This is a genomic window from Clostridium sp. TF06-15AC (assembly GCF_003481165.1).
GTDB lineage: Bacteria > Bacillota > Clostridia > Lachnospirales > Lachnospiraceae > Otoolea > Otoolea fessa.
On the sequence record NZ_QUKS01000012.1, the window covers coordinates 439 to 25,333 of the forward strand.

22 protein-coding genes and 1 pseudogene are annotated in these 24,895 nt (G+C 48.9%); 3 read left to right on the top strand and 20 right to left on the bottom strand.

What is annotated here, in order from left to right:
* From tnpA to ileS, 11 genes are all read right to left on the bottom strand, one after another.
* A partial coding sequence (tnpA, locus tag DXC57_RS15180) for an IS200/IS605 family transposase (RefSeq protein WP_243101502.1) occupies positions 1–322 on the bottom strand: 322 nt, incomplete at its 3' end.
* Positions 323–485: 163 nt separating this feature from the next.
* Positions 486–1,097, bottom strand: a complete 612-nt coding sequence (locus DXC57_RS15185; RefSeq protein WP_117795208.1) for a manganese catalase family protein — start codon at positions 1,095–1,097, stop codon at positions 486–488.
* A 3-nt stretch (positions 1,098–1,100) separates the two neighbouring features.
* Positions 1,101–1,355, bottom strand: a complete 255-nt coding sequence (locus DXC57_RS15190; protein WP_118653402.1) for a spore coat protein CotJB — start codon at positions 1,353–1,355, stop codon at positions 1,101–1,103.
* The gene (locus tag DXC57_RS15195; protein ID WP_243099926.1) at positions 1,355–1,753 is read right to left on the bottom strand and encodes a spore coat associated protein CotJA; all 399 of its coding nucleotides are present in this window, start codon (positions 1,751–1,753) and stop codon (positions 1,355–1,357) included. The genes DXC57_RS15190 and DXC57_RS15195 overlap by 1 nt, the downstream gene beginning before the upstream one ends.
* Before the next feature lie 92 nt (positions 1,754–1,845).
* Positions 1,846–2,241, bottom strand: coding sequence for a CBS domain-containing protein (locus tag DXC57_RS15200; RefSeq protein ID WP_022360124.1), 396 nt, complete (start codon positions 2,239–2,241; stop codon positions 1,846–1,848).
* Positions 2,242–2,445: 204 nt separating this feature from the next.
* A complete protein-coding gene (locus DXC57_RS15205) occupies positions 2,446–3,036 on the bottom strand; it encodes a lactate utilization protein (RefSeq protein WP_118467519.1) in 591 nt (196 codons plus the stop codon).
* A gap of 450 nt (positions 3,037–3,486) precedes the next feature.
* On the bottom strand, positions 3,487–4,254 hold the full coding sequence (locus DXC57_RS15210; RefSeq protein ID WP_106999706.1) for a M23 family metallopeptidase: 768 nt from the start codon (positions 4,252–4,254) through the stop codon (positions 3,487–3,489).
* A 40-nt stretch (positions 4,255–4,294) separates the two neighbouring features.
* Positions 4,295–5,287, bottom strand: a complete 993-nt coding sequence (locus tag DXC57_RS15215) for a SpoIID/LytB domain-containing protein (protein WP_118653404.1) — start codon at positions 5,285–5,287, stop codon at positions 4,295–4,297.
* 214 nt (positions 5,288–5,501) lie between these two features.
* Positions 5,502–6,026 carry a hypothetical protein gene (locus DXC57_RS15220; RefSeq protein ID WP_118472915.1) on the bottom strand — a complete coding sequence of 175 codons (525 nt, stop codon included), beginning with the start codon at positions 6,024–6,026 and terminating at the stop codon, positions 5,502–5,504.
* 26 nt (positions 6,027–6,052) lie between these two features.
* Entirely contained in the window at positions 6,053–8,521 is a 2,469-nt protein-coding gene (locus tag DXC57_RS15225) for a glycogen/starch/alpha-glucan phosphorylase (protein ID WP_118653406.1), read from the bottom strand.
* A gap of 46 nt (positions 8,522–8,567) precedes the next feature.
* Positions 8,568–11,756: an isoleucine--tRNA ligase gene (gene ileS, locus DXC57_RS15230; protein ID WP_106999702.1), complete on the bottom strand. Its 3,189-nt coding sequence runs from the start codon at positions 11,754–11,756 to the stop codon at positions 8,568–8,570.
* A gap of 610 nt (positions 11,757–12,366) precedes the next feature.
* On the opposite strand from ileS, the gene DXC57_RS15235 reads away from it, so the two are divergent.
* Positions 12,367–13,830, top strand: a complete 1,464-nt coding sequence (locus DXC57_RS15235; RefSeq protein WP_106999701.1) for a nicotinate phosphoribosyltransferase — start codon at positions 12,367–12,369, stop codon at positions 13,828–13,830.
* Between the two features lie 265 nt (positions 13,831–14,095).
* Here the strand turns inward: DXC57_RS15235 and DXC57_RS15240 are convergent, their stop codons facing one another.
* The 6 genes from DXC57_RS15240 to DXC57_RS15265 form a co-directional block, all read right to left on the bottom strand.
* Positions 14,096–14,824 (bottom strand): YebC/PmpR family DNA-binding transcriptional regulator, encoded by a 729-nt coding sequence (locus DXC57_RS15240; RefSeq protein ID WP_022360132.1) that lies wholly within the window; start codon positions 14,822–14,824, stop codon positions 14,096–14,098.
* 143 nt (positions 14,825–14,967) lie between these two features.
* A complete protein-coding gene (locus DXC57_RS15245) occupies positions 14,968–15,315 on the bottom strand; it encodes a type II toxin-antitoxin system PemK/MazF family toxin (protein ID WP_022360133.1) in 348 nt (115 codons plus the stop codon).
* 215 nt (positions 15,316–15,530) lie between these two features.
* On the bottom strand, positions 15,531–16,736 hold the full coding sequence (gene alr, locus DXC57_RS15250) for an alanine racemase (protein ID WP_243101503.1): 1,206 nt from the start codon (positions 16,734–16,736) through the stop codon (positions 15,531–15,533).
* 22 nt (positions 16,737–16,758) lie between these two features.
* A complete protein-coding gene (locus DXC57_RS15255) occupies positions 16,759–18,279 on the bottom strand; it encodes an NAD(P)H-hydrate dehydratase (RefSeq protein WP_337955574.1) in 1,521 nt (506 codons plus the stop codon).
* On the bottom strand, positions 18,270–18,638 hold the full coding sequence (gene acpS / locus DXC57_RS15260) for a holo-ACP synthase (RefSeq protein WP_118653410.1): 369 nt from the start codon (positions 18,636–18,638) through the stop codon (positions 18,270–18,272). Before acpS ends, DXC57_RS15255 begins: the two co-directional genes overlap by 10 nt.
* Positions 18,635–19,330 carry a redox-sensing transcriptional repressor Rex gene (locus DXC57_RS15265; protein ID WP_106999697.1) on the bottom strand — a complete coding sequence of 232 codons (696 nt, stop codon included), beginning with the start codon at positions 19,328–19,330 and terminating at the stop codon, positions 18,635–18,637. The genes acpS and DXC57_RS15265 overlap by 4 nt, the downstream gene beginning before the upstream one ends.
* 273 nt (positions 19,331–19,603) lie before the next feature.
* Between DXC57_RS15265 and abc-f the strand changes: the two genes are divergently transcribed.
* Positions 19,604–21,664, top strand: a complete 2,061-nt coding sequence (abc-f, locus tag DXC57_RS15270) for a ribosomal protection-like ABC-F family protein (RefSeq protein WP_118653412.1) — start codon at positions 19,604–19,606, stop codon at positions 21,662–21,664.
* Between the two features lie 156 nt (positions 21,665–21,820).
* Here abc-f and DXC57_RS15275 read toward each other — a convergent pair whose 3' ends face one another.
* The gene (locus DXC57_RS15275; RefSeq protein ID WP_118653414.1) at positions 21,821–23,110 is read right to left on the bottom strand and encodes an N-acetylmuramoyl-L-alanine amidase family protein; all 1,290 of its coding nucleotides are present in this window, start codon (positions 23,108–23,110) and stop codon (positions 21,821–21,823) included.
* A 245-nt stretch (positions 23,111–23,355) separates the two neighbouring features.
* Between DXC57_RS15275 and DXC57_RS15280 the strand changes: the two genes are divergently transcribed.
* Entirely contained in the window at positions 23,356–23,553 is a 198-nt protein-coding gene (locus DXC57_RS15280; RefSeq protein WP_022359311.1) for a hypothetical protein, read from the top strand.
* A gap of 104 nt (positions 23,554–23,657) precedes the next feature.
* On the opposite strand, the gene DXC57_RS15575 is transcribed toward DXC57_RS15280, so the two are convergent.
* Positions 23,658–23,924, bottom strand: coding sequence for a type I restriction-modification enzyme R subunit C-terminal domain-containing protein (locus DXC57_RS15575; protein ID WP_182457353.1), 267 nt, complete (start codon positions 23,922–23,924; stop codon positions 23,658–23,660).
* Positions 23,904–24,838: pseudogene (locus tag DXC57_RS15285) on the bottom strand (DEAD/DEAH box helicase family protein); the annotation flags it as partial. The gene DXC57_RS15575 and the pseudogene DXC57_RS15285, both read right to left, overlap by 21 nt.
* Positions 24,839–24,895: the final 57 nt, after the last annotated feature.

Sequence of the window (24,895 nt, forward strand, 5' to 3'; positions counted from 1 at the left end):
CCAGATTCCCCTTCATAATCTTTATCATGTCTGATATAAAAAATTGTGGTTTGCAATCCAGAAGTAAATGAATATAATCTGGCATAACCTCCATCGCCAGAATCTTAAATTTGTATTCCTCCGCAAGTCCATACAACATTTTTTTACATTCTGCGTCTATCCCATTTTTCAGAACCTGTTTTCGATATTTCGTGCACCAGACAAGATGATATTGCAAAGAATACACATATCCTCTACCATATGAAAGTGTATTTCTCTTAATAGTAAATATATCTTTTTCCACGTTTATATTATACCATATGCCTCCGCATTTAGCAAACACTAGTTCTGTATCTTGATAAAAAATTTGGCACACCTAACTCATCACTACTACAATATACTTATGGGTAATCCCCTTACATCCAGTAAGGATTTATCCGTACTCGGTGCTGGTTTGAAAACCTCCGTAAAGAATGAATTTGACATTGTTTACGGAGGTTTTTGTTTTATCCCTTCGCTTTCACTTTATCAAACTCTGGGTTAAACGTATAGAAATTACGACTGCTCAGGTGATCCTGTACATTTCTTAAAGCTTCACCAAACCGCTGAAAATGTACAATCTCGCGCTCGCGCAGAAAACGGATCGGATCGCATACTTCCGGATCTTTGACCACGCGGAGAATATTGTCGTAAGTTGTGCGGGCTTTCTGCTCTGCTGCCATATCCTCATATAAATCCGTGATCGCATCGCCCTTCGACTGGAACTCGCACGCATTGAACGGGATTCCGCCTGCTGCCTGCGGCCAGATTGCCGTGGTGTGGTCGATATAGTATGGTCCGAACCCGGATGACTCGATCTGTGCCGGAGTAAGGTTGCGCGTGAGCTGCTGGACAATGGCGGCAATCATCTCCATATGGGCGAGTTCCTCGGTTCCGATGTCGGTCAGAAGTCCTTTCTGCATCTTATAAGGCATCGTATACCGCTGGGACAGGTAGCGCATAGAGGCTCCGATTTCGCCGTCAGGACCGCCGTACTGGCTCATTATATATTGCGCGATCTTCGGATTCGGCGTCTTGATATTGACTGGATATTGTAATCTTTTTTCATATCTCCACATACGCTACACCTCCCCTTCCCACGGCCAGCGCTCTGTAAGCCAGGACCATGTGCATGCATCGTCCGCACCCTCGATCGTGAGCGGTCCAAACGATGCCTCATACGCTTTAACAGCTTCTTTCCGAAGTGCCACCACATACCGGTAATAATTCAGCGCATTCCTGTCATCCGGGTGGGTGTCCAGATAGAGAATCACATCATCCATTGCAAAGCTGGCATCATCAATCCGTTTCATCAATTTTCTGGCAGTCTCATTCATCAGCAGGCACCTCCCATCATAAACGGCAGATCCAGATCCGGAAAAATAGTTCCCCGCCTGAATGCGGTTTCCAGCGCATACGGCTGCTGCCAGGACTGAATCGGTACATATCCCATGCCGACCGGATAATTTCCGCCTCCCAGAAATGTCTGCGGCGGCCTGTTCCCTCCTGTCTGCGGATACGGGCGGGCAGGTCGGATTTCTGGACCCTGCGGGCAAAATGCCCCATTTTCCGAAACAGGATGCACCGAACCAGCACAAGGTATTTCCGGCGGACAGGTTGGCGGTGCAGTATTTATGCAGCGATTGCCAGAAATGCCTGCCACCGGGCATGACATAAGAGGCATTCCCGAACGGCAGGCATTTTTCCGGCTGGAGTTATCCTGATAACCATTCATATTTCATTCTCCTACAAAAACAGTTATACTTTATCTTATGCAGGAAATATATAAATGCGATCGCTGCTGAAAAACAGAGCGATCATTATGTACTATTTTTTACAAAGGTAACTGATAACATCTTTTCTGGTAATAATACCGATAAAATTTTTCTGATCATCCAGCACCGGCACGAAATTCTGGTTCATGATCTTTCCCAGAAGATCTTCCATATCCGCATTGACAAGCACCGGCTGATTATCGGAACGGCGTGGAATCTCAGTGATCCGCACTTTTTCCAGTCCTTTCTGCACCAGATCTGTCTTATTTTTGAGTCCCCACAGCAGGTCGCCCTCGGTTAATGTTCCTGCGTAACGCCCTGCTTTCGTGATGATCGGCACCGCAGAATACTTGTACTTTTCCATCGTATCCATTGCCTGCCCAACCGTGTCCTCCTCATTCACATAAATGACTTCACTTTTCGGTGTCAGAAAAAATAATATATTCATGGTTTACCTGTTCTCCTTTCATCTTTCCCCATACGTCCCCCATACGTATCTGTAGATTTTGTATATTTTCGTTCAAATCTGCCTTCGTTCTTCTTGATTATACCAAATCCGTCCAAAAAAGATATAAAGAAATCCTTATTTTTCCATCAAATTTTTCTATAATCGGTACTGTTCATACCCGTGACCAGTAACTATATTCCGCTCCTAATAACCCATCTCCTCATCCACAAACACAACCTCTACTTCCATCCCATTGCTCGGACGCTCCAGGATCACGATCGAATGGCAAATCCGTGCCGGGCTGTTGCAGTCTACGCAAACGCCCGTTTTCGCACACGGGGTCTGGACCTGCAGACGGGCTGCGTTCTTCGGTGCTGCGATCTGTTTTGCACGTTCCATCGCAGATGTCAAATCCGGACAGACTTTATTGTTTCCAATGACAAAATATACTTTTTCCGGTCCGAATAAGGTCTGCGACACGCGGTTTCCGGTTCCATCGATATTGACCAGTTCTCCGGTTTTGGAAACACCATTGGCGCTGGTTATGTACACCTCGGCACTTCTCGCTTCCATAAGCGTCTCGCGCCCTGCCTTTTTCCAGTGCCAGATCACCTCATTTTTCTCGGAAAGTGCTTCATAAAGTCCCATCTCCTGTGCCGTCACGCTTCCGCCTATCGCAACTTTTTTCCCGGAAATCTGATCTTTCAGATAGTCCAACGCAGCCTCCTTTGTATCAAAAAAACTCGTTTTAAATCCATGACGTTCAAAATTATTCTTCAGCAGTTCCTGTTCCATCTTTGTCCTCCTTATTAAATCGTTCAATTTATAGTAACTTTTATTTATAACCTACATTGACAGCCTTTGATCTTTGAAAATATTCGTACTTTACCTATAGTATATCAAATATTGGCAGAAAAACAAGGCAGAGCAAATTAGCTGCCCGCCTTGCTTCAAATCAAGTTACTGTTCACGCATGCGTGAACAGTAACGGAATTTGCCGTGGCTTCGCATTCAAATACGGCAAATTCCTGCTGCCACCACGTTTTCTTACGGCACTTTCGGTTCCAAAAGTGCCTACCCATGAACAGTATCAAGTCAACAAAATTCCCTGCCTTCATGTTTTCATACAGCAGCTTTCTGTTTCAAAACCACCTGTCACAAAACACAAACTTATCCCTTCATTTCCAATTTCTGCCACAGCCAGAACCAGACTGCAAGGCGCATCATAAACAGCATTTCAGCCTGTCATTCCAGATAATCCAGCGCATCCACCGGTTCTCCGTCGTGCATCAGCTCGAAATATACGTTATTTCCCTCAATCGAATAGTATTTGGTCGGCTCCGCCACATATCCGAGTATCGTATCTTTTGCCACATACTGCTTCTGCGCCACCTGAACGTCTTTGAGCTGTCCGCAGACCGCCGTGTAACCGCTTCCCAGATCCAGCACAACATAATTGCCGATCTCCTCATTAGAACCGACTTCGGTTACCTGCGCCTCGGCGGGTGCGGCGACCGGCTCACTCACATCGCCCTGGATAATGAGCGCCGGATTGCATTTGTATTGATCGAGCGTCGGAAAATAGATGGTCGAATCCATGCTGTAATCGAGAATTACATTGCCCTGGACCGGCCAGCTTAAGCGATCGGTTCCATTGTAGGAAAGTGCGCGTGCGGCAGCTGCTCCGGCTCCCAGACTGCTCTCTTTTTCCTCCTCCATCGGCTTCTGATCGGCTTCATCCCGGTTATTGACTGAATACGAGGCATCCGAACTTCCTGCCACCTGTGCGCGTGTTTCCGCCTGTCCGTCGTTTTCTTCTAAACGGTTCTGCGGCATCTCTTCCGCCAGGATTCCCTCCGTCTGCGGCACATCCAGATACGGATTTCTTCCATCCTGCGCATTATCTTTTCGAATTTTTACGGTTCCTGCTGCGGCTACGATTGTCAGCAGACCAAGCACTGTCATTACCAGAACAAGTTTGTCCCTGAATAACTGTCTTACTTTATTTTTCACGTTTATCACCTCGGTATTAGTCTTGCCGAAGTGAATCGTTTTATTCAGAAACGATTTGAATATTTTTAAAATAATGCTTTAAAATTTCTTCCGCGCTGCTCCCATTCTCCGCCATGAGTCCCGCCCCGTACTGCGACAACCCGTAACCATGCCCGCGCCCATAAGTAACACAGCGGATTTCGTCCCCGTCTTCCTCGAGGGAAAAAGCTGGCGACGGCACGCCTAACGCATAGCGCACCGCGTCCCCGCTGTATGTCTCCGCCCCAATCTGCACGGTTTCCACATAACCGGCGCTGTCCCGTTTCACGATCTGAATCTCCTCCAGAATCCTCTCTTCTTCCAGATTTTCCAGATCCGGGTGTTCTCCCAATGCATTCAGTCCTTCTTCCAGACGTTTTTTCAGTTCTTCCCGTGTCATGCCCTGCCGCGTCAGGTAGCCACCAGCGCCCTCATCCTCCTTTGCCGCAACCGACGCCAGATACGGATGCGCCTCATCCCCTTCGCGCGTCCGCCCCGCGCTCACTGCATGAAACAGCGGCTCAATATAATCCCCATCCCAGATCGCCGTCTGTCCTGCGCTCTCCCGCACTGCCCCACAGATCGTCTGGTAATATTCCGGCATTCCAGCCGCCTCAAACCGGCTCTCGATCTGCTCCGGCTCCAGATAATCCATATCTAACGCCGATTCCTCGATCGAATCCGCCCCGTCCATCTCCCGGTACAGCGCCGTCCGCGCCAGAATTGCCTGCGCCTTGACTGCCTCCTTCGGATAGCCGTCCGGAATCTGCACTGCAGTCAGACCGATCAGATATTCTTCCAGTGGGACAGCATACCCGGTTCCGTTGTTGCGGACGCCATCCTCCCGATCCAGAAGGATCTGCCGACCATCCGTCTGACTTTCCCATCCAGATGTTCTATCTGAATTTCCTCTGATTTTTCCTCCATCCGCCCCCTGCACACGCCCGGAAACTGCCAGTGTTGTGATATATGGGATCAAAAAAGCCGCCAGTACGGCGGCAGTCCTCTTCTTCATTTCGGTTCTCCTGTTTTGACTGTTCCAGTACGGTTTCACGCATTTTCTGTTTTGCCATACCAGTAAACTTATGGTTTCAATGCCTTACAAACCTGCTTCTTTTCTCTGCCTTCCTTATCTTATGACAGGCACTCAAAAAATATCACAAGTCTACGCTCCGGCTTCTCCTCCGCCGCCCTTTGCAGTCTCTTCCAGTTTCCCCTCTATCATTCTTTTACTCCCCCAGCGTCACACCATCCAGCAGCCAGCGGAACCATCCCTTTTTCTTCATCACCACAGTTCCATGAAAGTCCATCGTCTTCTCCGGTGCCAGCACCTCATCGCCTTTTTCCAGGCAGAAACGCACCGAAACCGTGTAGTCATACGTCCGCGCCTTCTTCTCCCGCCCCGTCTCGCTCAGCTGACAGTTCGTCACATACACGCGTTCCACCGGTGCGGAAAACTGCGATAATAAAAGGACATACGGAAGCCCCGTCTGCTCCAGCGCCTCGCAACCAGCCTCGGTTGCCGTCTTTCCATACTCTTTCGCATAGATCGCCGTCAGACCGTCCTGATACACCTCATCCAGATCAAACGCCCGGTTCGCCGTATAAAGCGAATAGATTTCCTTTTTCGCCTGCTGATAGGCGCTGTTTTTATAAGAAGCAAACAAAAACAGCGAAATGATAAAAAAGAGGGAAGCACCCACAAGAGGAACCGAAAATCCTTGTGTCCCCGGTCTTTTTCTGTATCCTCTCATAGTGTGTCCTCCCTCTTTTACTCCTTTTACAGTGCCTTTACATCATCATCGTCCACACGGATCTTCTCCAGATGCCAGATGTCGCGCACATACTCCTCGATGGTACGGTCAGAGGAGAATTTACCAGCGCTTGCTGTGTTGAGCATGGCTGCTCTCGCCCACCAGTTCTCGTCACGGTAAGCTGCCTCGACGCGTTTTTGTGCTTCCGCATAGGAACGGAAATCTTTCAGGATGAAGTAGGTATCTGCCTTGGCACTGTTCTTTGTATTTAACAGAGAATTGTAAATATCGCGGAACAGCTCCGGATCCTGCGGTGAATAGTAGCCGTTGATGAGCTGCATCAGCACGCGACGGATATCCTGGTCGATGTTGAAGATCTCCTCCGGATTGTAACCGCCGTTGTTCTCATAATTGATAACCTCGTCAGCGCTCAGACCGAAGATAAATGCGTTCTCCTTGCCTACCTCCTCGACGATCTCCACGTTCGCACCATCCATCGTGCCCAGCGTCAGCGCACCGTTCAGCATGAACTTCATGTTGCCGGTACCGGACGCCTCCTTGCTGGCGGTGGAAATCTGCTCGCTGACATCCGCTGCCGCAAAAATCAGTTCCGCGTTGGAAACGCGGTAATCTTCGATAAACACAACTTTCAGCTTACCATTGATGGATTTATCATTGTTGATAACATCTGCTACGGAGTTAATCAGTTTGATCGTCTTCTTGGCAATCTGGTAACCTGCCGCTGCTTTCGCACCAAAGATAAAGGTTCTCGGAACCATATCCATGTTTGGATTGTCTTTGAGCTGGTTATACAGGTACATTACATGAAGAATATTTAAAAGCTGTCTCTTGTACTCATGGAGACGTTTTACCTGTACATCGAAAATGGAACGCGGATCAACGTCGATTCCGTTGTGCTCCTTGATGTATTTTGCCAGGCGCAGTTTATTCTGGTACTTGATGTTCATAAATTCCTGCTGGAATTTCGGATCATCGACGTATACTTTTAATTTTGCCAGGTGCGGAAGATCTGTAATCCACTCGTCGCCAATCTGCTCCGTGATCCAGTCTGCCAGAAGCGGGTTGCCATGCAGCAGGAAACGACGCTGGGTGATACCGTTTGTCTTATTGTTAAATTTCTCCGGCATCATCTCGTAGAAATCTTTCAGCTCCTGATTTTTCAGAATCTCGGTGTGAAGTTTTGCCACACCGTTGACGGAATATCCGGCTACGATCGCCAGATGCGCCATCTTGACCTGACCGTCAAAGATGATCGCCATCTTTTTAACTTTCTCGTAGTTATTCGGGTACTTATTCTGTACCTCGATCAGAAAACGGCGGTTGATCTCTTCCACAATCTGGTATACACGCGGAAGCAGGCGGGAGAACAGCTCGATCGGCCATTTTTCCAGCGCCTCTGCCATGATAGTGTGGTTGGTGTATGCACAACATTTTGTTGTGATACCCCACGCCTCATCCCAGTTTAAGCCTTCCTGATCCAGGAGCAGGCGCATCAGCTCAGCAACTGCCACGGTCGGATGCGTATCGTTCATCTGGAATACGATCTTCTCCGGCAGTTTGTGAATATCATCGTTTGTCTCTTTGAATTTCTTCAGAGCAACCTGTAAGCTGGCAGAAATGAAGAAATACTGCTGTTTAAGACGCAGCTCTTTACCCGCATAGTGGTTGTCGTTCGGATAAAGGACCTCAACCAGGTTCTTCGCCAGATTCTCCTGCTCGACCGCCTTCTGGTAATCACCCTTGTCAAATGCAGAAAGGCTGAACGTGTCGATCGGCTGTGCATCCCAGATACGCAGGGTGTTGACTACGTTGTTGCCGTAGCCGACAATCGGCATATCATACGGAACTGCCAGAACAGACTGATAACCTTCCTGTACAAAATGGTTGCGCTCACCGTCCCACTCGGTCTTGACATAACCGCCAAATTTAACCTCGGTCGCATACTCCGGGCGGCGAAGCTCGAACGGATAACCGTTTTTCAGCCACTCATCCGGCACCTCCACCTGGTAGCCGTCTTTAATTTTCTGCTTGAACATACCGTAGTGGTAACGGATGCCGCAGCCGTAAGCCGGATAACCAAGCGTCGCCAGGGAATCCAGAAAACATGCTGCCAGACGCCCCAGACCGCCGTTTCCAAGTGCCGGATCCGGCTCCTGATCCTCAATCGCATTGAGGTCAAAACCCAGCTCTTCCAGTGCTTCCTTCACTGCTTTTTTCGCACCCAGGTTGATGATATTGTTACCAAGCGCACGTCCCATCAGAAACTCCATAGAAAGGTAATATACCTTCTTTGCGCCTGTCTCGTCAAACTGCTTCTGGGTTGCAATCCAGTCGTCGATAATCACATCCTTGATCGCATAGGACACAGCCTGGAATATCTGCTGCGGTGTCGCCTCGTCGATCGTTCTGCGGTACTGGTTCTTTACATTTTCGATAATACTCTTTTTAAACTCTTCTTTGCTGATCTCGCGCATCCTGTCCTCCTAATATTCGTAGTATCACGGTTTCCCGCCAGGCACATCAGTCAGTCGTTTTCTCAACACCAAACATACCTTTTTCGCCATTGATATCCCACTCTTTTGTGTATCCGCTCATGGTGCCAATCAGGATATTATCAGCCAGAACCTCTTTCTTGATTTCCTCTGTATGCTTCTTTAAAATTTCTGCAAGTTTATCATTTCCGTCCTGGAAGACGTTGATATGGTTCATTACCTCAAAACCGGCTTCCTTACGCATCGTCTGAATCTTACTGATGATCTCGCGGACAAAGCCCTCTTCGATGAGTTCCGGTGTCAGATTAGTATCCAGAACAACGGTAACGAAATTGTCACCCTCAGATACAAAGCCCGGTACCTGTGCCATGTCAATCAGAAGATCTTCTTTTGCCAGCTCTACCTTTGTACCGTCCTGCGTCTCAAAGCTTAAAAGGTCGGTTTCATTTAAGGTATCCATCGCCTGATTTCCGTCCAGACCTGCAAGAATCTCTTTGATCTCGTTTACATACTTGCCATACTTGCGTCCAACGGTACGAAGCTGCGGCTTGAAGCTGTAGGAGGTAAATGCGCGGACATCATCCGTGAACTCTACCTTCTTCACATTCAGCTCATCCTGGATGATTTCCTGATAGAACTCCGGCAGAGCGGTCTCTGCCTTCACGAACATACGTCCGATCGGCTGACGGTTCTTGATGTTAGCAGTATTTCTTGCTGCACGGCCCAGAACGACAACCTTCAGGACTTCTTCCATCTTCGCTTCCAGATCCTTGTCGATGTGCGCCTCATTTGCAACCGGGAAGTCGCACAGATGGATACTCTCCGGTGCCTCTTTATCCAGACTGCGAACCAGATTCTGGTAAATGTCTTCGGTCATGAACGGAATCATCGGAGCCGCTACCTTCGCTACAGTTACCAGTGCGGTGTAGAGTGTCATGTACGCATTGATCTTATCCTGCTCCATGCCCTTCGCCCAGAAACGCTCACGGCTTCTTCTGACATACCAGTTACTCATATCATCGACGAAATCCTGGAGCGCTCTTGCAGCCTCCGGAATGCGGTAGTTGCCCAGATCGTCGTCCACCTCTTTGATGAGGCTGTTTAACTTAGACAGCAGCCATTTGTCCATAACCGGAAGTTTATCGTATTCCAGCGTATATTTGGTTGCGTCAAAATTATCAATATTCGCATAGAGTACAAAGAATGCATAGGTATTCCAGAGAGTACCCATGAAACGTCTCTGTCCCTCGATAACGGCTTTTCCGTGGAAACGGTTCGGCAGCCACGGTGCACTGTTAATGTAGAAATACCAGCGGATCGCGTCAGCGCCGTAAGTCTGCAGTGCATCGAACGGGTCAACCGCGTTGCCCTTGGACTTACTCATCTTCTGTCCGTTCTCATCCTGGACATGCCCCAGAACGATAACATTCTTGTACGGCGCCTTGTTAAAGATCAGGGTCGAGATAGCTAACAGGGAGTAGAACCATCCACGCGTCTGATCAACCGCCTCGGAGATGAAATCTGCCGGGAACTGCTGCTCAAACAGTTCTTTATTTTCAAATGGATAATGATGCTGTGCAAATGGCATGGAACCGGAATCAAACCAGCAGTCGATAACCTCCGGTACACGGTGCATCTGTTTGCCACACTTCGGGCAGGTGATCGTCACATCATCGATGAATGGGCGGTGAAGCTCAACCTCTCCATTTGCCTCCTGATCCATCTCTTTTGCATATTTTTTCACAACGTCCGTGTAGTTCGGGCTCATAGATTTTAATTCTGCCTGGCTTCCGATCGCGTGCTGGCAGCCGCACTCGCACTCCCAGATATTTAATGGAGTACCCCAGTAACGGTTACGGCTCACGCCCCAGTCCTGGACATTCTCCAGCCAGTCGCCGAAACGCCCTTTACCGATGCTCTCCGGAATCCAGTTGATCGTGTTGTTGTTGCGGATCAGGTCATCCTTGACTGCGGTCATCTTGATGAACCAGGATTCACGTGCATAGTAGATAAGTGGTGTATCGCAGCGCCAGCAGTGCGGGTAGCTATGCTCAAATACCGGTGCAGAGAACAGAAGTCCGCTTTCTCTTAATGCTTTCAGAACCTCCGGATCGGCTTTCTTGCAGAACATACCAGCCCACGGAGTCTCCTTCGTCATCTCGCCCTTGCCGTCTACCAACTGTACGAACGGAAGGTCATATTTTCTGCCGACCTTGGAGTCATCCTCACCAAATGCCGGCGCGATGTGTACGACACCGGTACCATCGGTCAGTGTTACATAATTATCGCAGACAATGTAGAATGCTTTCTTATGCTGTTTTTCACAGGTTGCTACGGCATAGTCAAATAATGGCTCATACTCTTTATATTCCAGATCTTTTCCGACAAAGGTTTCCAGGACATCGTAAGTGCCCTCGCCCAGAACGGTATCACACAGCGCCTGCGCCATATAATAAACCGTGCCATCCTCTTTCATTTTTACCTTTACATATGTCTCGTCCGGATTTACACAGAGCGCCACGTTGGACGGAAGTGTCCACGGGGTGGTCGTCCATGCAAGAATGTATGCATCTTCGCCCTTTACCGGGAATTTAGCAATCGCAGAACGCTCTTTGACGTCCTTATATCCCTGTGCCACCTCATGGCTGGACAGCGGGGTGCCGCAGCGCGGGCAGTACGGTACGATCTTGAAGCCCTTATAAAGAAGTCCCTTATTCCAGATTTCTTTTAATGCCCACCACTCAGACTCAATGAAGCTGTTGTGGTAGGTAACATACGGATGCTCCATGTCTGCCCAGAAACCAACGGTGTTGGAGAATTTTTCCCACATTCCTTTGTATTTCCAGACACTCTCTTTACAGTGCTCGATGAACGGCTCCAGACCATACTGCTCAATCTGCTCCTTGCCGTCCAGTCCCAGCATCTTCTCTACTTCCAGCTCAACCGGAAGACCGTGGGTATCCCATCCAGCCTTTCTCGGAACCATGTAGCCCTTCATTGCGCGGTATCTCGGAATCATATCCTTGATAACACGGGTCAGCACGTGTCCGATGTGCGGCTTGCCGTTTGCGGTAGGCGGTCCGTCATAGAATGTATAGGTCGGTCCCTGCTTACGGCTGTCGATACTCTTCTTAAAAATCTGCTCATCTTCCCAGAACTTCTCAATGTTCTTTTCACGTTCCACGAAATTCATGTTTGCCGGAACTTTGTTGTACATGATAAATTCCTCCTAAAAATATGAAATAAAGTTTTTATTTCATAGAATGTCTTTTTCTATGAAATAAAAATGGACCCATCCTGTAACAGGACAAGGGTCCACTTGCTTTTAACCACCTATTACTGCATACCTTTATATGCGCTCCCTATAACGGAGGAAACCGTCGGTACTTACTGAATTTTCCTTCCGGGCGCTGTCAGAAACGGCGCTCAGACTTCCAAAAATGGTTCAGCCCGAAGCTCCGGAGTGATCTTCGCATCCGCCTTACTCACAGCAGGCTCTCACCGTCCCTGCCTCGCTCCCGCTTTCCGTGCGGCGCTACTGTCTCCATCATTGCTTTTCCTATCATAATTAGTAATCAAATCACTAACATGGACATTGTATCTTTTTTCCAGATGGTTGTCAAGGAATGTTTCGGATATGATTCACATGTTATAAAATTATCATTATTTTGCCATTCCCCTGATTTTATGGTATAGTATATAAAATATGTCTGTATTTACTTTAAAAAATAGACACAGACATTCATTGCAAATATAAACAATGAAGTATACTATATATAAAAAGAAGGGCGTGCCCGCAGCCGTCTTTCGCAACAAAGGAGAATATTATGGAGCCAAGAAACCTTACCCTATTGACCGACCTGTATGAACTGACGATGATGCAGGGCTATTTCCGGGAGAAAGATGCCAACGAAACCGTCATTTTTGATGCGTTCTACCGCACAAACCCGGATGGAAATGCGTTTTCCATCTGCGCCGGCTTAGAGCAGGTCATTGACTATGTGAAAAATCTTCACTTCGATGATGCCGACATCGAATACTTACGTGGACTCGGCATTTTTGATGAAGATTTCCTCGAATATCTTCACAATTTCAAATTTTCGGGTGACATCTACGCAATCCCGGAAGGCACCGTTGTCTTCCCGCGTGAGCCTCTCGTCAAGGTCATCGCGCCGATCATGGAAGCACAGCTGGTTGAGACTGCCATCTTAAATATCATCAACCACCAGAGCCTGATCGCGACCAAAACATCCCGTATCGTCTTCGCCGCACGCGGGGACGGAATCATGGAGTTTGGGCTTCGCCGCGCGCAGGGTGCTGACGCCGGTACCTATGGCGCCCGCGCTGCCATGATCGCCGGCTGTATCGGCACTTCCAATGTACTGGCCGGAAAACTATTTGACGTTCCGGTCAAGGGAACCCACGCACACAGCTGGATCATGAGTTTCCCGGATGAGCTGACTGCGTTCCGCGCTTATGCAAAGCTCTATCCGAGTGCCTGCATCCTGTTAGCCGATACCTATGATACCCTGGGTTCCGGTGTTCCGAACGCGATCCGTGTCTTCCAGGAGATGCGCGACGCCGGTATCCCGCTGACTTTCTACGGCATCCGCCTCGACAGCGGCGACCTTGCATATATTTCCAAGAAAGCCCGCAAGATGCTGGATGACGCCGGATTCCCGGATGCAGTCATCTCCGCCTCCAACGATCTGGATGAATATCTGATCGACAGCCTGAAGATTCAGGGCGCTGCCATCACGTCCTGGGGTGTCGGCACAAACCTCATCACCTCCAAGGACTGCCCTTCCTTCGGCGGCGTTTATAAGCTGGCTGCCATCATGGACCGTCACACAGGCAAATTTATCCCGAAGATCAAGCTTTCGGAAAATACAGAAAAGGTTACCAATCCGGGCAACAAGACCATCCAGCGAATTTATGACAAGGAGACTGGCAAGATTATCGCAGATCTGATCTGTCTCGTGGATGAAGAGTTCGATGAGAAGAATTCCCTTCTGCTCTTCGATCCGATCGAGACATGGAAAAAGACACACCTCGCGCCGGGCACCTACACCATGCGCGAACTTCTCGTTCCAATCTTCAAAAACGGCGAATGCGTTTACGAGTCTCCAAAGGTTATGGACATCCGCGAATACTGCAAGAAAGAACAGGAGACGCTGTGGGATGAATCCCGCCGTCTGGTAAACCCGCATGAAATTCATGTGGATCTCTCCAACGAGCTGTGGCATATGAAGGCACAGCTGTTAGACAGCTATCATTATACAAGCAACTAGTAGATAAAATACGAGTAAATACCATGTTCAGGCAAGTTTATTGCTGCCGGACATGGTATTTTTTTCTTTAACGCTTCCATAAAATTTGCAAAATAAAAACGAATGTGTCTCCAAGGAAATTCCTATTACACAAAAACTGCCGCCAAATACATCCGGCTGCCAGCCCTCTTCTTTGAAAAGTCCAGCCCGCCATTGTATTCCAGCGACAGTTTTTATATGAATCGTATCTTTATTTTTTTAAAATCTATATCAAATATGATATTAATTACTCATCCCAGTTATGGTAAGTAGCCTGTACGTCATCATCCTCATCCAGAAGATCCAGGATTCTCTGCATCTTTTTGATGGATTCCTCATCGGTAAGCTCTACCCAGTTCTGCGGAATCATGGTAACGTCTGCTTCCATCATCGGAACGCCAGCCTTCTCCAGCGCCTCGCGGACTGCAGAGAAATCTTCCGGTGCGGTGATCACTTCGTAGCTGTCCTCCTCCTCGGAGAAATCCTCAGCTCCTGCATCCAGTGCAAGCATCATCAGCTCATCCGGATCCATCTCGCACTCTTCTTTGTCGATGATGATCTGACCTTTTTTATCAAACATGAAAGACACGCTGCCCGGAGTACCTACGTTTCCGCCGCCCTTGGTAAATGCGCTGCGGACATTCGCTGCGGTACGGTTCTTGTTGTCGGTCAGGGTATCTACGATGATAGCGACGCCATTCGGACCATATCCCTCATATGTAAGATTCTCGTAATTGACAGAGTTTGCATCTCCGGCTGCTTTCTTGATACCACGATCGATGGTATCGTTCGGCATATTGTTCGCTTTTGCTTTTGCAATCACATCACGCAGACGGCTGTTGTTTGCCGGATCCGAACCACCTTCCTTAACAGCTACGGCAATCTCACGACCGATAACGGTAAAGATTTTTCCCTTTGCTGCGTCGTTTCTCTCTTTTTTGTGCTTAATATTGGCGAACTTTGAATGTCCTGACATAAAATAACACTCCTCTTTCTATCTTCTTTGTTGTATCTTTTCGCTCATCAGCTTTTATATCACGCCGATTTCGGCACTAAAAAGCTGCATCTTAACTATTTTAACACCATTCTGTATGCTTGACAAGGGGTTCGCGGCTGATTTTATGTATCCAGTTCCAGACTGACCTTCAGCGCACGGTCCACTTCCTGTAAAAGCGCCCCGTCGATATGACAGATTTTCTCTTTCAGCCGCTGCTTATCGATCGTGCGGAGTTGTTCCAGTAAAATAACCGAATCCCTCACCATCGCACAGCGGCGCGTGTTTAATTCCACATGCGTCGGCAGCTTGGCTTTGTTCATCTTTGATGTGATCGCCGCGCAGATCACGGTCGGGCTGTGCTTGTTGCCGATATCATTCTGGATGACCAGCACCGGGCGGACGCCGCCCTGCTCTGAGCCGATGACCGGTCTTAAATCTGCGTAATAAATATCTCCTCGTCTGATAACCACTCGATTCACACTCCGTCCAAACTATTTTAAGATATAAATAACTGCTTTGTACTTTCACAGCTCCACAGTCCGTTTATACCGTTAGTATGGACAGATTTACACCGCCTATACGCGGGTCGTCCCACAAATGCATCCGGCAGTCCAGGTTCCCGGCTTTGCCGAAGCTATCTACTTTATCTTATGAATCCTTTTTCTAAATGGTTCAAACACCGGCTTTACTCCATAAAATCCTCATACCGATCATCATTATAATCCTTTTTCCCGACGATCTTTCCACCTCTCACGTACACGCGCGGCACACGTTTTCCAAGCACGCATGGGATCTCATAGTGGAAACCGCCACTCCATTCCGCCAGCTCTTCCATCGTGATCTCGTCGTCCCCGTCGCGTCCGACCAGCGTTACCCGCGTGTCCTCAGCAGCCTCCGGGATATCGGTCACATCGATCATGCACTGATCCATGCAGACGCGTCCCAGAATCGGTGCGCGGTGTCCATGAATCAGGACATAACCCTTTCCAGAGAGATTTCTCGGATAGCCATCGCCGTATCCGGCGCCAATCGTCGCGATCCGCATCGGACGGTCCGTCACAAAGGTTCCGCCGTAGCTGATCGGCGTGCCCGGCTCCACTTCCTTAACATAGGTAATAAAGCTGCGGATCTCCATCGCCGGGTAAATCTTCATGTTCCGCTCTACCTCATCCGACGGATACAGACCGTATACCGTGATACCGGCTCTCGCCGCATCCAGTCCCATCCGCGGCAGTTCCATGATCGCCGCGCTGTTCGCACAGTGGCACATCGGAATATGAACACCTGCAGCTTCCAGACCTTCATGGAATTTCTGGTACCGCTCATACTGTAAATGGGTAAATGCCTTATCCGCCTCGTCAGCACGCGCAAAATGTGTAAACATTCCCTCGATCTCAATGCCCGGAAGCTTTGCAATCCGCTTTATCTCTTCCAGGCTATTTTCATCCGGGTGAAATCCGATTCGTCCCATGCCGGTATCGAGCGCAATATGCATTTTCGCCGTCTTTCCCATCGAAACCGCAAGTTTTGAGAGCAGCTCTGCCTTGTCTTCCTCAAAGATCGCTGGACGGATATCGCCCTCAATCAATTCCGCAAAATGGCGCGAGTGCGTGCTGCCAAGCACCAGAATTGGTTTGTCAATGCCGTGGCGGCGCAGGTTCTGTCCTTCCTCCAAGGTTGCCACCGCATAGCCCCAGACAAACGGCGCGATCGTCTTCGCCACCGGGACAGCCCCGTGACCGTAACCATCCGTCTTAACCACGCCGATCATCTTCGTTTTTGCCGGAAGATTTTCGCGCATCGCCTCCATATTTTTCACAATCGCATCCAGGTCAATCCGCGCATAAATCCGGGTATATGGTTCTTCTGCCATTGTATATGCTTTTTCCATCTTTTTGTCTTCCTTTTTATTTTCAATCTATCTTTTCAAGCAGACAGTCCGCGATATCTCTTGCCAGCACGGAATGCTCTCCCTTTTTACAGGCAGCTGCCGCCCCAGCTCTTCCGTGCAGGAACACGCCGAGCGCCGCCGCTTCATCCTCTGAAAATCCCAGCGCCAGAAGCCCGGCAATCACACCGGTCAGCACATCGCCGGAACCGCCCTTTGCCATCGCGGCGCAGCCGCTGTCGCCGATATACACATTGCCATCGCGCCCCGCCGTCACCGTCACGGCATCCTTGAGCACGCAGGTCACGCCTTTTTCTTCGCCATACCGCACCGCTGACTCGACCAGATCCCGTTTCAGATCCTCAATCGAGCGTCCCGTCAGACGCGCCATCTCGCCCAGATGCGGAGTAACGATCACATTTTCCGTAAAATACCCGGACAAATGCGGATGCTGTGCGACAGCATTTAATCCATCCGCATCCACAATGATCGGCACATAGGCGGAAAGCAGCACGTTCTGCACCAGACTTGCGACATGGGCTTCCTTTCCCAGTCCCGGTCCCAGCACGATCGCGCTCGCCCAGCCGCACTCCTGTTCCACCAGGCTCTTAAAACCTGCCGGATCCGTCTGTGCCTGTTCCGGATCATACGGCGTCAGAATCGCCTCTGGAAGGAGATTTTGCAGAATCGGCACATTTGCCCGGACGGTCAGGATCTTCACAAGTCCCGCGCCCATCCGGTACGCAGCCAGAGCGCTCAAATACGCTGCGCCGCACATCCCCTCCGAACCGGCTGCGATCAGGATTTTTCCATACGTTCCCTTGTTGGCGTCTGCCCGCCGTTTCGGGATCTGGCTCCGATCCTCCGGATCATAGGCAAAATAGGTATGCCCTTCATATTTTGTATACGCCGGAAACCCGATGTCGGCAATCACAATCTCGCCGCACAGCTTCCGTCCCGGATAGAACACCATTCCCAGCTTTTCATAGCCGAAAGTAACGGTCAGATCCGCCTCAACTGCCTCGCCAAGCGCCGCCCCCGTCTCTGAGCTGACGCCGGACGGAATATCAACCGCAACTACCGCCTTTGGCTCCTGCTCCCGCATAAAACGGATCGCCTCGGCAAATTCACCGCCGACCTCTCTGGAAAGACCCACACCAAAGATCGCATCCACCATGATCTCCACATGCCCCGGCACATAATTTTCAAACGCCTCCACCGGGATCCCCAGATTCCGGTCAATCGCCACCTGACAGGTCATCTCCCCCGTCCAGTGTGCCTTGTCACCGACCGTGAGCACCGTCGGAAGCGCGCCGCGCAGAAAGAGAATCCTAGCCAGCGCCGCGCCGTCCGCACCGTTATTGCCCGTTCCGCAAAATACCAGAAGCCTCTGCCCTGAAAGCTTTCCATACCGTTTTTCCATCTCGTCTGCAACCGCCAGTGCCGCGCGCTCCATCAGTACCAGAGAGGGTATCCCCACTTTCCGGATTGCATATCCATCTATCTCTTTCATCTGTTTTCCTGTCACCAGACGTCTCATTTCCATTCTCCCTCTCCGACTGCGTAAGCAGATGCCAGACTGCCTGTATTCGTGATCGACACGTGAATCCGGGTGATTTTCAGGCTGTCCGCAAGTTTCTTCGCTTCCCCGTGAAGCCGCACCCACGGTTTTCCAAACTCGTCCCGGAGTACTTCTATATCCAGCAGTCCAAAGCCCCGAAAGCCTGTTCCAAACACCTTCGAGACTGCCTCTTTTACCGCAAAATCGCCGGCGAGCCGGGACGCATTTCCCCCAGCCTGCCGACGCTCTTCTTCTGTATATGCATGCACCAAAAAAGCCTCTTTTTCACAGGCTTTTTTGATTCGCTCTATCTCTATCAGATCCGTACCAATTCCGACGATCATTTTATTTCTCCAGCACCAGCTGCCTCTTCCTGCTTTCTCTGCGCTTCTTCTCTCGCTTTCTGATCCTGCATACTGCATACGCGGTAAGAAAGGCGCATCAGGCTCTCCGACAGATGGACATTTTCCACCACAACGTCATCTGGAACCTGTAAATCTGTATGGGCAAAATTCCAGATCGCCTTGATTCCGGCTTTGACAAGCCGATCCGCAATCTCCGGCGCTTTCGACTTCGGAATCGTCAGCGCTGCGATCTGCACTTCATTGTCCTTGATAAACTGTTCCAGATCCTCAATACCGCGGATCTCCACTCCACGGACTACCAGGCCGACCAGACGCGGATTCACATCAAACATGCCTTTGATTAAAAAACCACGCCGCTCAAAATTTGTATAATTCGCGATCGCCTGACCCAGATTTCCCGCACCGATAATAATTAGGTTATGCTGACGGTCAATTCCCAGAATCCGGGCAATCTCCGAATATAAATACTTTACATTATAACCATATCCCTGCTGACCAAATCCGCCGAAATTGTTCAGATCCTGACGAATCTGGGACGCTGTCACCTTCATGCGGATACTCAAATCATTCGATGAGATTCTCTCTACTCCCTCCTCGAGCAATTCGCCCAAGTAACGATAGTATCTGGGTAGCCTAGAAATGACCGCTTTAGATATCTCTTTCTGTTCCACGGCTTTCTTCCACCTTTCTTTCCTATAACGTTGTCCATATGGTTTACGCAAACCTTCGGACAATCTGATAAATTTATTATAGTCATATGATAAATAATTGTCAATTTTTTTATTTCATATGAGGGATTTTACATTGTATTTCGCAAAATTTTCTGACCAGAAACAGCCATTAACCGTTCTCATTCTTGCATTGCTTCTTTATTTATATTATAATTTAAGATTGACGGTATATTTTTTAACCGAAATACATGGATACAACCACAGGAGGAATCTATGATTTTATCTTGCAGCAATATTTCAAAAGCATTCGGTACGGAGGAAATCCTCAAACACGTATCGTTTCATGTAGAAGATCACGAAAAAGCCGCCATCGTTGGCATCAACGGAGCCGGTAAATCGACTCTTTTAAAAATAATTGTCGGAGAACTCGCAGCAGACGAGGGCTCCGTGACCATCACCAAGGGCAAAACCCTCGGTTACCTAGCACAGCACCAGGATCTGCACAGCCAGACCACAATTTATGACTCTCTTCTGGAGGTCAAACGTCCGATTCTGGAAATGGAACAGCAGATCCGCACGCTGGAACTCCAGATGAAGCACGCCGAGGGCGAAAAGCTCGAGACGATGCTCAACACTTACAGCCGCTTAAACCATGAATTTGAACTTTTAAACGGCTACGCATGGCAGAGCGAGATCACCGGTGTCTTAAAGGGACTCGGCTTTGTCGAGGAAGAATTTTCCAAACCGGTTTCCGAACTTTCAGGCGGTCAGAAAACGCGCGTCTCCCTCGGTAAGCTCCTGCTCTCCAAACCGGACATCATCCTTTTGGACGAGCCGACCAACCACCTCGACATGGAATCCATCGCGTGGCTGGAAACCTATCTGATGAACTACGCCGGGACGGTCATCATCGTCGCCCACGACCGCTATTTTCTGGACCGCGTCGTGACCAAGATCGTCGAGCTGGACGGCGGCATCGCCACCTCTTTCCAGGGCAATTACACCGCCTACAGCGAGAAAAAAGCGATCATCCGCGCCGGTGTGCTCAAGGCTTACTTAAACCAGCAGCAGGAGATCCGCCATCAGGAGGAGGTTATCACCAAACTCAAATCCTTTAACCGTGAGAAATCTATCAAGCGCGCCGAGAGCCGTGAAAAAATGCTTTCCAAGATGGATCTTCTGGAAAAACCAACCGAAATCAACGACGCGATGCACATTACACTGGAACCGTGCGTCACCAGCGGAAATGACGTTCTCTCCGTCCGTGAGCTTGCCAAGAGTTTCGACGGCATGACACTCTTCACGGATCTGAACTTTGAGATAAAACGCGGCGAGCGCATCGCCATCATCGGCAACAACGGAACCGGCAAGACCACAATTCTCAAGATGATCAACGGTCTTCTGACCCCGGACAACGGCGAGATCCGCTTAGGTTCCAAGGTGCATATCGGTTACTACGATCAGGAACACCAGGTTCTGCACATGGACAAGACGCTCTTTGACGAGCTGCAGGACACCTACCCGGATATGAACAACACGCAGATCCGAAATGTGCTGGCGGCATTTCTCTTCACCGGCGACGATGTCTTTAAGCGCATCCGCGATCTGAGCGGCGGCGAACGCGGACGTGTTTCCCTGGCGAAGCTGATGCTCTCGGAGGCGAACTTCCTGATCCTCGATGAGCCAACCAACCATCTGGATATCGCCTCGAAGGAGATTCTGGAAAACGCGCTGGTTCATTACACTGGAACCGTTCTCTACGTCTCCCATGACCGATATTTCATCAACAAAACTGCGACCCGGATTCTCGATCTGACGATGGGAACACTGATTAATTATATTGGAAACTACGATTATTATCTGGAAAAGAAGGAGACGCAGGAGAAAGCCTATCTGGCTTCCGCCGCACAGGCAGCCAGCCGCTCTGCAAAATCTTCCGGAGCCGGAAACACAGGGACTTCCAGCCATCTGACCGCTGCGGCAGGCGCAAATCCGACTGCTCTTTCTGGAAATGGCACCGGTACCTCTGCTGCTTCGTCCGCTTCTGCCGTGACCGCTGCAGTTCAGGCGGCAGCCAGCGCTTCCTCCGGCAAATTGGACTGGAAACAGCAGAAGGAAGAACAGACGCGGCTTCGTAAGAAACAAAATGAATTGAAACGCGTCGAGGAAGAAATCCACACCCTTGAAACCCGCGATCAGGAGATCGATGCGCTTCTCTGCGATGAGACTGTCTTTTCCGATGTTCCGCGTTTGATGGAACTGAATAAAGAGAAGGAAGAACTGAATGCAAAGTTAGAGGGATTGTATGAGAAGTGGGAGGAATTGGCGGAGTAGAGGTTACTGTTCACGCATACGTGCCCAGTAACGGAATTTGCCGCGGCTTTGCATTTACATACGGCAAATTCCTGCTGCCACCACGTTTTCTTACGGCACTTTCGGTTCCAAAAGTGCCTACCTGTGAACCGTAACGAATCGTGTTCGCTAATATGTTTAATTTTGTGATGCCGGACCACTCTTAGCCTTTAAAGATTCATCCCCAGCCGGTCCGGCTCCATTTCCGGCAAATTCCGGATCAGAGTCCATCTCGACCCCTTCGGCTTCGTCTGGTTTTTGTCCTTCCTGCCAGAATCCTAGCTTTACGACATATTTGTATAATTCTGGACTGTTTTTTCGGATGTCAGCTCGGACATCTTTGTCACAGCAGGCGGCGAAAAAGCTGCCGAACTCCATCTCCGGCTTATCGTCAAAGTAGGATGGAAGCGGCTGCACCAGTCCACTGCCAGCCAGATATCGCTCGAAATCCGTCAGGGCACGTGAGGTTTCTTCATCGCTTAGTTCCGACGCAGCGAACTCGCCGAATGCCATCGCAAGTCCCTGCGGTTTAGAAAATTTGATTTTCTTGTAATGCACATCTGTATCATAATTGACAAAATAGATACCCTGCTCTGTTTTCGGTGCTGAGAAGTATGACTTGTCTGTGTAGTACATCAGCTCCCAGCCTGATTCTGCAAATCGTTTGATCCACTCTCTTGGCACGCCTGCCAGTTCTTTCGTAATCTGTTCTTTTTCACTGTCCGACGAACGCCGTTTTCCCATCAAACGCACATCATGCGTCCGGTCGCGCAGTCCATTTGCATCGTAGTAGTTGAGTTCCACGTACTGATCCGCCGCCATCTGACCATTGTCAAAGAAATAATATTTATGCCCGTTTACCATCCGGTTTCCGCCGCTGAACATAACACATTTGGAATCAAACCAATACCAGGCATTTCCTGCCTGATACCAGCCGGTCGTCAGTGCTCCATCCTCGTTTGCATGATACCACTGATCCGTCTCTTCCTCATAAATCCAGCCAGTCATCATCGCGCCGCTCTCGGCGAAATAATAACGGTTTGTGCCGATTTTCCGGAGTCCCCGCTGCATATAGCTGCTTTTTCCCAGATAATACCAGTGACCATTCGATTTCAGCCAGGACGCTTTCAAAAAGCTGCCATCCGTCAGGCGATACTGCCAGTCCTCGCCGTCTCCGACCCACTCGCCCTCATACAGATACATTTCTTTATTTTCAAAATCAGCCGCGCCACTTTCTGCCGCCGATGCCTCTGTCTCCGTTATATCATTGGCATTATTTTCGGCGCCGAACCTGTAAACCTGATTTTCTTCCTTGCCCTGCGCCGAGGTGTCCGCAGACACATCGTTACCTGCCGCCAGCGCTGTCCCACAAACAAACAGGGATACTAAAAAGGATGCTGCCCACATAAATTTTTTCTTCCAATTCATCGTGTGCCTCCCCTTTCTTGTTCATAATTAAGCAAAAACTGTGAACAGTTGCCACATCTCTTCTTATTTTACCGCACCGCAAATGAAAAGTATAGAAAAAAATTCTTACATCCTTTATAATAATAAAATAAAAGACAGTTCATCAAAGACAGCTATATCCAATCTGCCTTTGAAACAATATAAAAATGATTACAAATTCCAATCACTTTTTTTATAGAGTTATAAAATTAGAAAGGATACCATATATGAAATCAAAACGCATTTTGGCGCTGACAGGTGCTGTTATCCTAATCGCCCTCTACGTCTCTTCCATCATCTTCGCCCTGATGGACAGCCCACTGGCAGAAAATCTGCTGCTGGCATCGCTGTTCTGCACGATCGTTATACCGGCGGTGCTCTATGGGTATGCGGTGGCACTGCGATATTTTAAAAAGAAAAAATAACGTTCAAAAAGCAAACGACTGTCTATTTCTAACACAATACGCAGTCGTTCGCTTCTTTCATTCTTCTATACTGACTGCCTCCGCAGTCTCCTGTCATTTTTTCATCATCCCGCCACTGTAACCGCATTCTCCCGGACATCATTAATCGCTTTCATAAGCGCTGTTCTCGTTCTCACATCAAACAGCTTTAAAAAACTAATTGGCTTATCAAACGGAGGCTTCTGCAAAACAGCCACATTCTCCATATACCCATTCTGCTCCATATGATTAATAATCTTATGAACAAAATTGATCTGCCGTTGGTTCAATGACTGATCGTTAATAAACTCTGAAAATGCCTGCATCGCCGCAGAAGGAATAAATTCCGGCATCTGACCATCTTCCACAAAATCGTCCTCATACCGTTCCTTATCCTTATCGGATAAATCATCATAAGTAATTCCTTCATCCAGAAACTTCGTCTTTACCTCATAATTATAATATGGAACCAGCACATGATCCTGATAAACAGCCGTCTCATAATCGTATGCATACGTCGGTACACCATGTTCCATTTCAAAGAAATCATACGTATTCCGATCCACATCCGTTTTCGGCGTAGCCGTCAGACCAACCATGATTGCATCAAAATACTCGAAAATCGCCCGATATTTCTTAAAAATACTGCGGTGGCTTTCGTCAATAATAATCAAATCAAAATGTGCCGGTGTAAACAGGCGGATGCCATCCTTATTTTTCGTATCATCAATCGGAATCTGCATTAAATCCTTATGTTCCGAACGTCGGTTCATCATCTTCTGCAAATCATCTTTACTGAAAATGCCACTGACCGGACGCTGTGGAGAAGTCTTGTCATCTCAGAAATACGTTTCAAATCCGTTCGTCGTAAACATCATCAGTCTGCGGCCAAACTTCCGCTCTAAACAGTCCGCATACAGCATAACCTGTTTCCGACCAACATTCGGATCCTTGCTGGTGCGCTTCGCTTCCACCACCGCCATAGGGCTGCCATCCTTTCCAAACAGGACATAATCACAATAAACGGCAGCTTCCCCCATGTATTATAATCAACCGAGAAACGGAAACTCGGCTCATGAATCAGGGACTGCAAATTGTCCTTGTACGGCATTTGCATCGTATTATCCGCAGAATAGACCCATTTTACCGCCAATTTCAATGCCTTTCTGCATCCTACCGCGCACATTGCAGGAGCGGATGCATATACCCGTTCCACTTCCATCACCGCTGGCGCAAATAATGCATATTCTTTTGTATTCTGTGACATACTTCCTCCACTTAGCTAACGCTTGAAGTGGGGGCTTCTCGTTCGATTGCCCTATTG

What these genes read in the sequence shown, in the direction of transcription:
- DXC57_RS15185 (WP_117795208.1), bottom strand. Translation starts at nt 1,097, where the DNA reads ATGTGGAGATATGAAAAAAGATTACAATATCCAGTCAATATCAAGACG.
- DXC57_RS15190 (WP_118653402.1), bottom strand. Translation starts at nt 1,355, where the DNA reads ATGAATGAGACTGCCAGAAAATTGATGAAACGGATTGATGATGCCAGC.
- DXC57_RS15195 (WP_243099926.1), bottom strand. Translation starts at nt 1,753, where the DNA reads ATGAATGGTTATCAGGATAACTCCAGCCGGAAAAATGCCTGCCGTTCG.
- DXC57_RS15200 (WP_022360124.1), bottom strand. Translation starts at nt 2,241, where the DNA reads ATGAATATATTATTTTTTCTGACACCGAAAAGTGAAGTCATTTATGTG.
- DXC57_RS15205 (WP_118467519.1), bottom strand. Translation starts at nt 3,036, where the DNA reads ATGGAACAGGAACTGCTGAAGAATAATTTTGAACGTCATGGATTTAAA.
- DXC57_RS15215 (WP_118653404.1), bottom strand. Translation starts at nt 5,287, where the DNA reads ATGAAGAAGAGGACTGCCGCCGTACTGGCGGCTTTTTTGATCCCATAT.
- DXC57_RS15220 (WP_118472915.1), bottom strand. Translation starts at nt 6,026, where the DNA reads ATGAGAGGATACAGAAAAAGACCGGGGACACAAGGATTTTCGGTTCCT.
- DXC57_RS15225 (WP_118653406.1), bottom strand. Translation starts at nt 8,521, where the DNA reads ATGCGCGAGATCAGCAAAGAAGAGTTTAAAAAGAGTATTATCGAAAAT.
- ileS (WP_106999702.1), bottom strand. Translation starts at nt 11,756, where the DNA reads ATGTACAACAAAGTTCCGGCAAACATGAATTTCGTGGAACGTGAAAAG.
- DXC57_RS15235 (WP_106999701.1), top strand. Translation starts at nt 12,367, where the DNA reads ATGGAGCCAAGAAACCTTACCCTATTGACCGACCTGTATGAACTGACG.
- DXC57_RS15240 (WP_022360132.1), bottom strand. Translation starts at nt 14,824, where the DNA reads ATGTCAGGACATTCAAAGTTCGCCAATATTAAGCACAAAAAAGAGAGA.
- alr (WP_243101503.1), bottom strand. Translation starts at nt 16,736, where the DNA reads ATGGAAAAAGCATATACAATGGCAGAAGAACCATATACCCGGATTTAT.
- DXC57_RS15255 (WP_337955574.1), bottom strand. Translation starts at nt 18,279, where the DNA reads ATGGAAATGAGACGTCTGGTGACAGGAAAACAGATGAAAGAGATAGAT.
- acpS (WP_118653410.1), bottom strand. Translation starts at nt 18,638, where the DNA reads ATGATCGTCGGAATTGGTACGGATCTGATAGAGATAGAGCGAATCAAA.
- abc-f (WP_118653412.1), top strand. Translation starts at nt 19,604, where the DNA reads ATGATTTTATCTTGCAGCAATATTTCAAAAGCATTCGGTACGGAGGAA.
- DXC57_RS15275 (WP_118653414.1), bottom strand. Translation starts at nt 23,110, where the DNA reads ATGAATTGGAAGAAAAAATTTATGTGGGCAGCATCCTTTTTAGTATCC.
- DXC57_RS15280 (WP_022359311.1), top strand. Translation starts at nt 23,356, where the DNA reads ATGAAATCAAAACGCATTTTGGCGCTGACAGGTGCTGTTATCCTAATC.
- DXC57_RS15575 (WP_182457353.1), bottom strand. Translation starts at nt 23,924, where the DNA reads ATGCCGGAATTTATTCCTTCTGCGGCGATGCAGGCATTTTCAGAGTTT.